The organism is Blautia sp. DFI.3.45 (assembly GCF_020593505.1).
In the GTDB taxonomy this organism is placed as follows: Bacteria; Bacillota; Clostridia; order Lachnospirales; family Lachnospiraceae; genus Blautia_A; species Blautia_A wexlerae.
The window spans coordinates 49,121-60,738 of sequence record NZ_JAJDMI010000013.1; the positions used below are offsets into that span (position 1 = coordinate 49,121).

The window sequence follows — 11,618 nt, forward strand, 5'->3', positions numbered from 1 at the left end:
CATAAACACTATGTTTTTGCGTGTTCTCGGCGTTTCTTTTATCGCCTGTTTTGGTGGTGCGTTTTCGGCTAATGGTGCCCAAATGGTGCCCAAATCCCACGCGGGGCTATAAAAGGCTATAAGAAGCAGTAAAAAGATAAGGCGGTTAAAGCTCAATTTCGCTGCTCTTTTTCTTCGCCGCACTCTTTGCTTTCTTCGGCTCGGCTTCCTTTGCCTTTGCCGGGTCTGCCTGTTTGACAGCCCCATGATAAGCGTCCAGGACTTCTTTTTTCCGTTCAAGCCGCACGTCAACATAGCGGGCAGTAACGGCTTCAAAGTTCATAGACAATCCAAGCGATACGCCGATACCCGCAAGCGTATGTCCTAACACTTCGCCTACGGTGTAGAAGTCGCCCGTCAGTTGGTGCATATTCGTAGCCGCCGTATGGCGTAAATCGTGAAAGCGAATATGCGGCATATCCAAATCTTCAAGCAGTTTTCCAAACTGTGAAGATACCCACGACGCGGAGATAGGGGAACCGTCCGGCTTTGCTACAACAAGGTCATTGTCATAATAAGGTTTCCCGTCTTTTTCTGCCTGTTCGCGCTGTGCTTCCTGCATGGCAAACTGTTTTAGGAAGAACGGGCGGGCAAGCTCTGTAATCGGCAGCGTGCGCCCGTTGGACTTCGGCGGTGCCATTTCCTCGATAACCTTTGTTTTTGGCGGCACCTTAAAGGGAAGCTGCTCGGAAACATCAAAAGTGTTGTTTTCCAAGTCAACATTGCGCCAACGCAAGCCCAAGATTTCAGAACGCCGCATACCATAAAGCCCGCCTAAAATGACGGGCATTTCCCACACTGTACCCTCGACGCGCTGCATAAGGGCTTTTACCTGTTCCGGCGTGTAAGGGTCGGGGGTCTTGTCGCTCTTTCCAAACTTCGTCAGCGTGTCCTTTGCCGCGTTGGTTTCGATATAGCGGTATTTGCGGGCATGGCTCAACGCCACGCTTAAAACACGTTTTGCCCCGGCAGCGGTGGACGGTTTCAATCCTTTGTCGATAATCTGCTGAAACATCTTGTCTACCATAGCGGGGGTAAGCTGATTGAGAGCAACGCCGCCGATATAGGGATTGATATAGTTTGCAATCGTCTTTTTGTACCCGTCATAGGTAGAGGGGCGCAAGTTCACTCTTGCGTAGCTTTCCACCCAATCGTTAAGGTAGCTTGCGACGGTCTGTTTCCGCTGTGAAGTGATTGACGCAATTTGCCCCGGATTTTGGAGCTTCGTTTTCATTTCCGCTTCGTGCTGCGTCGCTTCCTTTTTGGTGGCAAAGCCCTTTTTCGCATAGGACTTCTTTTTCCCGTCCGGGGCGGTGTATTTTATATTCACGTCGTAGACTGTACCCGGTCGCCCGGTCAGTACGCCGTTACTGTCGCGTTTGTTCTTAACTTGTCTTGATGATACCGCCATAGCTTAACCTCCCTGTCGTGCCGGGGGCTTCGCTGTTTTCTTTGCTCTGTGATACCAGTCCCAGATAGCAGCGTCAGCTATCAATCGGCGGTTTCCATTCTGTATATATTCAAGCTCGCCGCTATCCATAAGCTCGCGCAGTTTATTTTCCCCGATACCGCTAACTTTGCTCATTTGCTCAACGGTCTTTAACATAGGGAATACAGGGATAGCGGGGCTTGCAGTTTCCTTTTTTGCCATAGGAAAATACCCCCTTTCATAAATGGCTAAAAAGTCAGATTTACAAAAAGTGGGCTTTAATCAGACGGCTTCGGCAAGCTCCACGGGAATTGCACCCCTGCATGGTTCTCATGCAGCCCTACCCATTACCTGCGACGCTTCTAACGCTCGGATTATGGCGGTAGGGGAGTATCATTATACCGATATATGGATTGTGGCGGCAGACGTGCCAAGGTCTGCTATGGAACGCTGATAGTTCTCGCTCGGTGTTTCTCCCGCCTTTCGGTCATCGCGTATCAGCCCAACGGCTCCCCATATATCGAATGTATCTGATTTGCCCTATGCTGCGTCGCCGTTATCTTGCGCCGCTTTCTTTGTCAAGGTGCTGCGATAGTCTGAATATGTGGAACGGAAAGGGGAACGTCCACATACTATGTCAGTCTATCTTATAGTCCAGAACAGCCCGCATGAGCTTCGCTTGCAGCCGGTCGCGCATATCCTCGTCTATGCCGTAATAAACATTGCCGTATTCATCACGCACTTTACGGGTAGACAGGTAGGCTATGTAGCTTGCGTAGTGCTGCACAACGATTTTCATTGCTTCGGGGTCGCCCTTTGTTGCGGCTAAAATAACCGGGTAAGGCAATAAGCCGCGTTCGTCGGGATTGTTGCTAATCGGTTCATTCATCGGCTTTCCTCCAAAAATCTTTTTAACAGCTCAAAAGAGCTTGTCCGTCGAAATTGTACTGTGCTGCGCGGTATCTTCATCAGCTCCGCGATTTCTGCGTCTTTCATATCAAAGAAGTAATACAACAGTACAGCTTGACGCTTTTCTTCCGGCAAAGAGTGAAGCGCGTCGGCAAGCTGTTTCGCCGTAATTTCTTTCCCAGCGACAAAGAAAGATTTTTCAGCTTCATCATTTACAAAATACTTGTCGCAAGTGTAAAGCTGATTTTCTTCCTGTGGCGACAGGTCTGAAAAAGTGACTTCATGCTTTTTCCGATACTTTCTTTCTCGGATAGCGTCGATAGCTTCATTCCTCAATACCGCTTTGCAAAAGCCGTTGAATGTGCAGCGTTTCTGCCATTCAATGCGATTAGGTTCCATATTCTCACCCCCTTTCGTACCCGGTGGGGGCAGGTTTATTTCTCCCCTTTCGCAAACCCTCGACGGACGCGCGAAAGATTTTGCCAACTGGGGAGCAAACTTTTTCAAAAAATTTTTGAAAAAGCAAAATGCGCCTGTCCGAAAAGCCCGGACAGGCGCATAAGTATAGTAAAAAGTATTCAGATGATTTGACAGTTCATATTCAAGGGTAGAAATGTCCCCGGCGGTGGTCGGGCTTTTTTTGATAAGTCAAAGAATGTAAGAATTTGTCGATACAGTTTATAGCTCATGGCGGTTCCCTCCTAAAGCCGCCATGTCTTTTACATGGTTTAGGGTCGTCGTAGGTTTCTGATAGGCAAAAAGAAACGGCGGCTCTGAAAATCAAAGCCGCCGAAAAATAGTAGGCGCGTGAAAATGCTTCTGCTCTGCGACGGCTTTTTTTCTTTTGCCGTCGTCCGGCAGATTATTTTTTTATGAGTAAGGGAGAAAAATCAATCGTAATCTTAAAAATATGGTCTTGTATCTCAATTATTGGATTTTTGCAATTCATCAACAGCAACAGCTTTTTTACAATATAAAGTCCCTGTCCAGATGTACCGTTACTCCTTGAAATATCTGCCACATAAAAGCGCTCCAACAATTTTGAATATTCTTCTGTAGGAATAGTTGCAATAGGATTTTTGATACACAGTTGAACAGAATCTGTATTATAAATTAGCTGAACTACAACATTACTTGTAGTGGAAGTTATCGCATTGAATATAAGATTCTGTATAATGCGAATACACGCTTTTCTATCAGCATTAAGATAAATATTCACATCAGGTATTTCTATTTGCGGTTCAATTCCATTAACACTGAAAGTCGAATAGTTGTCCAACAGGATTTCGGTAAGCAATGAGCATAATTCAACTTTTCCATAATAAAATGGATATTGTCCTGCTTCCAAAAGAGAGATTTGATAAAAGTCGTCTATGAGACGTTCTAATCTCAAGGCTTTTCCTGATAATGCTGAAATATATTCTTGTCTTTTTTCGTCCGGCGCACTTGATAAAAGCTGCAAATATCCGCGAATAGAAGTTAGTGGTGTCCGTAAATCGTGAGAAAGGCAAGAAATATTCTCTTTAAGTTCATCCTCCTTTTTTCGGATTTCTCCCAGATAAATGTTATCTTTTGATACGATTTGATTTATGATTTCCACTAAATGCTCCAACCGCCTATCAGTTAAAGATATTGTAACTAACTTTTTCGTTTCTCCATTCAGAATAGCATTTAGTTGGACGTTCACTTTGTGTATCTGCATTTTCCAGTTAATTAAAGAAATTGAAAGGATAATGACCAATACTACTAGAACAAGAAACAGAATCGCCCAACCCATATTCTACCTCCTTGTTTTTACTTGATTTCTTTCTTACTCATAGCAATGCCGCCGACAATCAAAAGCAAAATGCCCCCCATGAAATAAAATGGTAAATGTTCGATAATCCCCATTGTGCGGCAAGAACAAAAATTCATCCAATAGTACATAGGATTTCCATACACAAAAATTTTCAAAGGTATTGAAGCCGCGTCCATATTACTCCATAGCATTAAATAAACAGACGCTCCGCTGAATACATATAAGCAGCAAATTCCAGTTACAACCCCTATATTTTGAATGATAACACACAGGAAAATAGAAATGCTTTCAAATGCTAACAAAACGATTCCACAAGCCAGTGCCCATCCAAACAGGGTTAGTGCTTCACTCGCAGACGGAATATAACCGGATTGTATGATTTCGATAACGAAAAATGCAGCGACAAAAATCAGATATGTTATCAGGGACACTGCCAATATTGTAATTGCCTTGGTGTAATAGAGAATAGTCCGTTTAGTACCGTATGCAACAGACAACTTGATTGTGCCCGTGTTATATTCTTTTGTAAAAAATATGGTCGCAAATACAAGGCAAACAATCCAGAAAAAGGCTGTGTATGCAAGGGATGAGCGGGCAACAGTTTGAAAAGTTGGCATTTCACTGGATAAGTAACATTTAGCTTGAAAGCCGATTACACTTTCTGTTCCGTCTCCTGCTCCGAAAAAAGTCATATCGCCAAGTGCAAAGGAGACCATTACAAGTGCCACACATACGCCTAATATAGCTATCATTATTTTTGAGCGAAACAATTTATAAAATTCAGCTTTAAAATGGTTAATCATTTTTGCACCCTCCAATCAAATTAGTATAATAAGTTTCAAGGCTGTCTCCGGATTGTGCCAACTGATAAATTATAATATTATTCGCACTTAGCAACGCTGATACTTTTCCGGCATTTTCAACATAATCATATAGATGAATACTTTTATCTGGCATAACAGAAAAATTTGAAGTATTCAGTTCGCTTTCCAACAAAGCACTGGTAGTAGCTACATCATTAACCTGTAATAATAAATGCTTTTTGCAGCGTTGCTCTAACTCTGCCGCAGTAATTTCCTGCAAAAGTTTCCCCTCATGTAAGATACCGTATCTATTGGCTAATTGATGAAGCTCCGAGAGAATGTGACTTGAAATTAAAATAGTAATTCCACGTTCTTCATTTAACCTTTTTAGTAAGTTTCTTAATTCAATAATTCCAGTAGGGTCTAATCCGTTAATTGGTTCATCCAGTACGAGAAATTCAGGATTTCCAAGCAAAGCGATTGCAAGAGCTAATCGCTGCCGCATACCCAAAGAAAAATCTTTTGCTTTTTTCTTTCCGGCGTCTCTCAGATTGACCAATTCCAGAGCATTATCAATGCAAACCTTTCCAGGAATACCACGTTGCAGGCGTTGTACCTCCAAATTTTCATGGGCTGTCATATCAAGATAAAGAGAAGGACTCTCAATAATACAACCAATGCGCTCACGCTGTTTTGCGAGTTTCTTATCACTCTTACCGAACAAAGCAATATTGCCAGTTGTAGGTTCTGCTAACCCAGTTAATAAACGGATCATGGTCGTTTTACCTGCACCGTTTTCTCCGATAAACCCATAAATGTCTCCCTGCATTACAGACATAGATACTTGATTTAGGGCCAGTGTGTTGCGATACTTTTTCGTGATGTTGATAGCTTCAAAAACTGTTGTGTTCATATTTTCACAGCTCCTTTCTTATTACTTAGTATCGCAGATAATTTCTTGAATAATCTAAGGCAAATCTAAAGAATAGCTAAAGTTTATTTTGCAAAGCGGTAGCCCAAGCCCCATACGGTTTTAATTCGGCAGCCTTCGCTCCTTAATTTTTTGCGTAAGTTGCTTATATGTGTGTTAATGACATCGTTATCCCTTGCAAATGGTTCTTGCCAAATACTTTCATAAAGATTTTGCTTTGAAAAAACCTTATCGGGATATTTCGCCAATAGTTCTAAAAGTTGATATTCTTTTGCGGTAAGCACAATGATTTCGTCTGCAACAGTAACTATTTTTGATGCTGTATCAATGGAAAGTTCTCCAAATTTCAAACAAAGATTAGGCGTACATTTTTGACTTCTCAATAAGTTGCGCTCAATCCGTGCTAATAATTCGTCCAAATCAAATGGCTTTGTTAAATAGTCATCAGCACCCAAGCGAAAGAGTTCAACTTTATTAAATGTCAAACTCTTTGCAGAAACAACAATTACAGGTACATTTGAAAATTTTCTAATAGTTCTAATTAACTCATCTCCACTGATAAAAGGAAGCATTAAATCTAAAATAATTAAATCTGGGGTCAATTCTTTTACACGTTCAAGCGCATTTGCACCAGTAAATGTGAAGAATACTTGATAATTGTATTTTTCCAGATGGTCTTTTATCATAAAGCATATTTCTTTATCATCCTCAATAATTAGCACCTTGTTCATGGCGTAACTCCTTTCTCTGTTTTGTTCTCCCGTCAATCGGCTTTTCCGCGTCCTTTGGTATCAGCCACATATACCCAAGTTTTGAAACGCCCGGTATGCGGTTCTGGCTGCAAAGTATCTGTACCCGTCGTTCCGAAATGCCCCATTTTTCCGCTGCCTGTGGCGCAGACATATATTCCATAATTCTCCCGTCCTTTCTGCATACAGTATCAGTATAATTATACTCGGACAGGCGAATAATAGCAAGTGTCTGATTATGAATTATTTTGGTGCATAGTAGGAATTGTGTAAGCATATCCAACGGGAAAGGGGAACAGTAAAATGTAATCGGGTGAATGAATATGGCAAAAAGACCAGTAGAAAAGTATGACTTCAAGGCTTTTGGGGAAGCGATAAAAGAAGCTCGGAAAGGGCGCAAGGAGAGCCGCAAGAAAGTAAGCGACGAAATGTATATCTCCCCGCGTTACCTTGCGAACATTGAGAACAACGGGCAACACCCAAGTTTGCAGATTTTCTTTGAGCTTATACAGCGTTATAATATATCCGTAGACCAGTTCCTTTTTGACAGCCCCGCCGGGAAAGACACAAATCGGCGGCAGCTTGACGCGCTCCTTGACGATATGAGCGATACGGGCATACGGATTGTGACCGCAACAGCAGAGGAAATAGCTAAAGTCGAAAAAGAGGGCAGATAAGATGTGTCCGGCAAAACTGAACAGGATTTAAGAAGCGTTGTAATCTTTTTTTGAGATTGCAGCGTTTTTCTTTTGCGGAAGTTTGGCAAAATCGGGTGTAGCTCCGTAGTAGGAAGTAAGGAAAAACTTTCGTAGCAAGCATAGGAAAGGGGTACCCTTTCCGTATTTTCGCCCTCCTGCGCTGCGGCGCGTCGGTTGAAAATTGCTTGTTGGGAAGTGTCCCAAACCCTCGGAATGGAAAGGAGTGTGAGCCGATGAACGGCAGGAAACGGACAGTACAAATTAAATTCAGAGTAACAGAGGAAGAACGGGCGTTCATTGAACAGAAAATGCAGCTCGTCCCTACCCGGAACATGGAAGCCTACTTGCGGAAAATGGCAATCGACGGGTATATCATTCAGATAGACCATGCCGACATAAAAGCTATGACAGCGGAGATACAGAAAATCGGGGTCAATGTCAATCAGATTGCAAAGCGCGTCAATGCGACGGGCAGCGTCTACCAAGAGGATATAGAAGAAATCAAGGAGGTGCTTGCGGAGATATGGCGGTTACAAAGATTAAGCCTATTAAAAGCACGTTAAAAAAAGCCCTTGACTATATCCAAAACCCGGACAAGACGGACGGGAAAATGCTGGTGTCCTCGTTCGGGTGCAGCTATGAAACGGCAGATATTGAGTTCGGATTTACATTGTCGCAAGCTCTTGACAGAGGAAACAACCTCGCACACCATTTGATACAATCTTTTGAGCCGGGGGAAGTCGATTATGAGAAAGCCCATGAAATCGGAAAACAGCTTGCCGACGCGGTAACAAAGGGGCAATATGAATACGTCCTTACCACTCACATAGATAAAGGGCATATCCATAACCACATCATTTTTTGTGCGGTAAACTTTGTAGACTACCACAAGTATGTTTCCAACAAGCGCACCTATTACGGAATACGCAACATCAGCGACAGGCTGTGCCGGGAAAACGGCTTGTCCGTCCTTGTGCCGGAGAAAGGCGGCAAGGGAAAGAATTATGCGGTGTATAAGAAAGAGAAAACCGCCAAAGCAAAATTGAAACTTGCCGTCGATACCCTTATCCCCCAAGTGTCCGACTTTGAAGAATTGCTCGCGCGGTTACAGGCAGAAGGCTTCACAATCAAACGGGGAAAATATGTGTCCTGTTTGGTTCCGGGACAGGAACGGTTTACCCGTTTGAAAACCCTCGGCGCAGATTATACAGAGGAAGCAATCCGGGAACGGATAGAGGGCAAGCGTACCCGCACCGCCAAAGCTCCCAAGACAGAACGCGGCGTGTCCCTGCTCATTGATATTGAAAACAGTATCAAGGCGGCGCAGAGCCGGGGTTATGAACAATGGGCGAAAATCCACAATCTGAAACAGGCAGCTAAGACCATGAATTTTATTACGGAACACAAGATTGAACAATACACCGACTTGACCGCAAAAATCGCAGAGATACAGACAGAGAGCGAACAGGCGGCAGACGCATTAAAGAGCGCGGAAAAACGGCTTGTAGATATGGCGGTGCTTATCAAGAATGTTTCCACGTTCCAAAAGACAAAACCCGCCTATGACGCATACCGCAAAGCAAGAAATAAGGACAGTTACCGGGCAGCCCATGAGCGCGAAATCATCTTGCATGAAGCAGCGGCAAAGGCATTAAAGGCGGCGGGCGTTTCCAAGCTCCCGAACCTCACCGCGCTGCAATCGGAATATGAAAAGCTCCAGGAACAGAAAGAAGCCCTTTACGCCGACTATGGCAGACTGAAAAAACAGGTCAAAGAGTACGACGTTATCAAACAGAACATAGACAGCATTTTACGGCAGCCAAGAGAACCGGAACGGGAAAAAGGAAAAGAACGCGGGGAGTAGCTTTGTTCATACTTGTATGATATAATAGTTCCTATCAAAAACAGTAGTTACATACCAAAGTGATACATTTTCAGCAAAGGAAGTGTCAGAGAATGGAACAGGAAATGCCGGACTATGAAACGATACGCGCTGCCGTTGCGGGCGAAAAATGGGCGTTGGAAAAAGTGCTTGCTTGTTACGGTGACGAAATCAACCGCCTTGCAATGGTAAAAAAGCGTCAGCCGGACGGAAGCGTAAAAGAGGAAATCGACGACGATTTACGGCAAACGCTCATACTGAAACTGTTAGAAGCTATCCCACAATTCCCAATAGAAAAGGAGTGATACCATGACACGCGGGGAAATTTGGAAAGACTTTTTTAAGAGAACCGTTTTGCCCGCCGTTATCGCATTGTTTTTATTCTTCATGTTTAAGAACGTCTTTACAGAGGACGGGCAGACCAATTACTTTTATGTGTGGCTGTGCTGCGGTATTCCCTTTGGTATTCGCCGTATGTTCGTATGGCTTGTACCGCATGGGTATGACATAGCCGGAACGGTGGGTATCATTGCCCTCAACTTCATTTTGGGCGGCATTATCGGTGGGGTCATTTTGATATGGCGGCTCGTCGTGGCTGCATGGTATATCCCCCTTACGATATACCGTTTACTTACCACAGATAAGGGCGCAACCCCTCAAATCAACATGGAAAAATAGCAAAAGAAAAACCGGGACGCAGACAGTCAGTAAAGACTATCCGCGCCCCGGTTTTCTTATGGGTGCAGTTCTGAAATGTTACGCAGTAGAACGCCGTTTTTAAGGGAAAAGGTATAAAGCCCTTGCCCTATGAGGAAACGGTTGTCAGAAGCCTGTAAAACAAGGCTTTTTTCGCCCTTACCGCGTAACAAGAGCGCGCCGTTTTCTCATGCGCTCGGCTGCCTGTCTGCGGGTAATCCGCTTCCGACAGTCCGGGCAGTATTTGACGCTGTTAGAGGTGGACGCAAAGAACGCGCCGCACACGGTACATTTCTTTCTGTCCTCGGTCTGATAGAGTTCCGCATAGAGCAGCTTATCAAGAGGAAGTACGGCAATCCGAAACCACTTACAGAGCAGGGAATAGGAAATGAGCTGCGGGCATACGCAAGTGTCCCCGTCGTCCAGTAAAATACAGTTGCCATTCTCGCAGTTGCAGCACTCCTTTTTCACAAGGGTGTTTACCTTGCGGCTTTGTCGCGGCGTCAGCCGCTTAATCCCGGTCATACTTCATCAGCAGGATAAACGGAAAGCTCTTTGTACTCGGCGTCGGTCAGCGCGTTCACTTTGGAAATGGTGCGCTCTGCAAGCTCCCGTAATCCCGCGTCCATGTAAGGCAGCGCAGCGGTCATGTTCTCAATAAGCTGCGCCTTGCTTCCCTCATGGTAAATGCTCAAAAGGTTTGTTTCCTCAACAGTAAATCTATTCATGCTCATACCTCCAAATCGTGATTTTTTGCTTTTGTCGTCGTCTTTTTAGGGGCTGTCTTTGTCTTATCTGCTTTTAGCTGCGCCCGAACAGAGGGGCGGGGCTTTTTAATCTCTTTGTCCCGGTTCTCTCCCTTGTCAATCAGTGCATACGTTCCATGTCTGCCCTCGATTTTGGAAAAGGAAAGGGTCTTGTAGGGCAGCATGGAGAAAAGGCGGTCAATGTCCTTTGTGTTCGCAAGCTGCATGAACGCCGGGGAAAGCTCCACCATGAAATGGGTCTTGTTCGGGCTGTTCGGCGTGTCATTCCGCTTTATTTCCCGCACAATGCGCCGCGCTTCCGTTTCAATCAGTCCGTCATGCAATGCGGCGATATGTGACTTAAAATCTCCCGGTGGAAGTTGCTCCCGGCTGCGGTGTTCCTCCTGTAAGAGCCATTTAAGAGCGTCCGGGTCGTTGGGTATGGCTTCAAAGCGTTCAAACTTCCCAAGCTGCGGGTCTGGGCTTCCGTTGAAATACTGTCCGGCGGGTATCATCTGCTCCCCGCGCTCATAAATCAGCTTTACCGCATCGGCGGGCAGCCCTTTTTCTTTGACGCGCTCATAATGGCGGGAATAGTCAAGCTCATACAGATTGCCCTTGATTTTTCCATGCTCCTTGCCTGTCAGCTCGATTGCATAGGCAAGAATACGGTCGCTTGTCTGCTCCATGTAAAAACGCCAGGTATTATGGGGCGCGGTGTCCTTTAGGAAAACGTCACGCTCCCGGAAGCAATGCGTCCCGGACGGGCGGCAAAACCATAAGAGGGTCTTATCCTCTTTACTTTCGCTTGCCGCCGTTTTTGCGATAATCTCCCTGTCAATATCAAAATCGCTTTGGTAAAAGCCTGTATTCTGCTTCATAATCGCATTGAGGAAAGCGAACACGTCTACATCTTCAAATTTATTTAATTTGCTCAT

At 44.6% G+C, this 11,618-nt stretch carries 17 protein-coding genes; 5 read left to right on the forward strand and 12 right to left on the reverse strand.

Annotated elements, in window-relative coordinates:
* Nucleotides 1–145 precede the first annotated feature (145 nt).
* The 9 genes from LJE09_RS06770 to LJE09_RS06810 all read right to left on the reverse strand — a co-directional run bounded on the left by LJE09_RS06770 (nt 146) and on the right by LJE09_RS06810 (nt 6,821).
* Nucleotides 146–1,450, reverse strand: coding sequence for a tyrosine-type recombinase/integrase (locus LJE09_RS06770; protein ID WP_005928658.1), 1,305 nt, complete (start codon nt 1,448–1,450; stop codon nt 146–148).
* Nucleotides 1,451–1,453: 3 nt separating this feature from the next.
* Nucleotides 1,454–1,690 (reverse strand): helix-turn-helix domain-containing protein, encoded by a 237-nt coding sequence (locus LJE09_RS06775; protein ID WP_005928655.1) that lies wholly within the window; start codon nt 1,688–1,690, stop codon nt 1,454–1,456.
* Nucleotides 1,691–2,105: 415 nt separating this feature from the next.
* The gene (locus LJE09_RS06780) at nt 2,106–2,357 is read right to left on the reverse strand and encodes a helix-turn-helix domain-containing protein (protein WP_005928652.1); all 252 of its coding nucleotides are present in this window, start codon (nt 2,355–2,357) and stop codon (nt 2,106–2,108) included.
* Complete coding sequence (locus LJE09_RS06785) at nt 2,354–2,776, reverse strand: RNA polymerase sigma factor (RefSeq protein WP_005928648.1); 423 nt, start codon at nt 2,774–2,776, stop codon at nt 2,354–2,356. Before LJE09_RS06785 ends, LJE09_RS06780 begins: the two co-directional genes overlap by 4 nt.
* A gap of 463 nt (nt 2,777–3,239) precedes the next feature.
* Nucleotides 3,240–4,154 carry a sensor histidine kinase gene (locus LJE09_RS06790; RefSeq protein ID WP_005928646.1) on the reverse strand — a complete coding sequence of 305 codons (915 nt, stop codon included), beginning with the start codon at nt 4,152–4,154 and terminating at the stop codon, nt 3,240–3,242.
* Nucleotides 4,155–4,171: 17 nt separating this feature from the next.
* Nucleotides 4,172–4,978, reverse strand: a complete 807-nt coding sequence (locus LJE09_RS06795; RefSeq protein WP_005928643.1) for an ABC transporter permease — start codon at nt 4,976–4,978, stop codon at nt 4,172–4,174.
* Nucleotides 4,971–5,891, reverse strand: a complete 921-nt coding sequence (locus LJE09_RS06800; protein WP_005928640.1) for an ATP-binding cassette domain-containing protein — start codon at nt 5,889–5,891, stop codon at nt 4,971–4,973. Before LJE09_RS06800 ends, LJE09_RS06795 begins: the two co-directional genes overlap by 8 nt.
* Before the next feature lie 83 nt (nt 5,892–5,974).
* Nucleotides 5,975–6,640: a response regulator transcription factor gene (locus LJE09_RS06805; RefSeq protein WP_005928637.1), complete on the reverse strand. Its 666-nt coding sequence runs from the start codon at nt 6,638–6,640 to the stop codon at nt 5,975–5,977.
* Nucleotides 6,618–6,821 carry a helix-turn-helix domain-containing protein gene (locus tag LJE09_RS06810; protein ID WP_015542398.1) on the reverse strand — a complete coding sequence of 68 codons (204 nt, stop codon included), beginning with the start codon at nt 6,819–6,821 and terminating at the stop codon, nt 6,618–6,620. Before LJE09_RS06810 ends, LJE09_RS06805 begins: the two co-directional genes overlap by 23 nt.
* Nucleotides 6,822–6,981: 160 nt before the next feature.
* On the opposite strand from LJE09_RS06810, the gene LJE09_RS06815 reads away from it, so the two are divergent.
* The 5 genes from LJE09_RS06815 (at nt 6,982) to LJE09_RS06835 (ending at nt 9,916) form a co-directional block, all read left to right on the forward strand.
* Nucleotides 6,982–7,335 carry a helix-turn-helix domain-containing protein gene (locus LJE09_RS06815; RefSeq protein ID WP_015542399.1) on the forward strand — a complete coding sequence of 118 codons (354 nt, stop codon included), beginning with the start codon at nt 6,982–6,984 and terminating at the stop codon, nt 7,333–7,335.
* A gap of 254 nt (nt 7,336–7,589) precedes the next feature.
* Complete coding sequence (locus tag LJE09_RS06820; RefSeq protein WP_005422959.1) at nt 7,590–7,919, forward strand: plasmid mobilization protein; 330 nt, start codon at nt 7,590–7,592, stop codon at nt 7,917–7,919.
* Nucleotides 7,880–9,220, forward strand: a complete 1,341-nt coding sequence (locus LJE09_RS06825) for a relaxase/mobilization nuclease domain-containing protein (protein ID WP_227311078.1) — start codon at nt 7,880–7,882, stop codon at nt 9,218–9,220. Before LJE09_RS06820 ends, LJE09_RS06825 begins: the two co-directional genes overlap by 40 nt.
* A 92-nt stretch (nt 9,221–9,312) precedes the next feature.
* Nucleotides 9,313–9,543 (forward strand): helix-turn-helix domain-containing protein, encoded by a 231-nt coding sequence (locus LJE09_RS06830; protein ID WP_005928624.1) that lies wholly within the window; start codon nt 9,313–9,315, stop codon nt 9,541–9,543.
* Nucleotides 9,544–9,547: 4 nt separating this feature from the next.
* Entirely contained in the window at nt 9,548–9,916 is a 369-nt protein-coding gene (locus tag LJE09_RS06835) for a DUF6050 family protein (RefSeq protein WP_005928622.1), read from the forward strand.
* A 177-nt stretch (nt 9,917–10,093) separates the two neighbouring features.
* Here LJE09_RS06835 and LJE09_RS06840 read toward each other — a convergent pair whose 3' ends face one another.
* From LJE09_RS06840 to LJE09_RS06850, 3 genes are read right to left on the reverse strand one after another with little or no spacing between them, the layout of a single operon-like run.
* Entirely contained in the window at nt 10,094–10,459 is a 366-nt protein-coding gene (locus tag LJE09_RS06840) for a cysteine-rich VLP domain-containing protein (protein WP_005928617.1), read from the reverse strand.
* Nucleotides 10,456–10,668: a transposon-transfer assisting family protein gene (locus LJE09_RS06845; protein WP_005928614.1), complete on the reverse strand. Its 213-nt coding sequence runs from the start codon at nt 10,666–10,668 to the stop codon at nt 10,456–10,458. Before LJE09_RS06845 ends, LJE09_RS06840 begins: the two co-directional genes overlap by 4 nt.
* Nucleotides 10,665–11,618 carry a hypothetical protein gene (locus LJE09_RS06850; protein ID WP_227311079.1) on the reverse strand — a complete coding sequence of 318 codons (954 nt, stop codon included), beginning with the start codon at nt 11,616–11,618 and terminating at the stop codon, nt 10,665–10,667. Before LJE09_RS06850 ends, LJE09_RS06845 begins: the two co-directional genes overlap by 4 nt.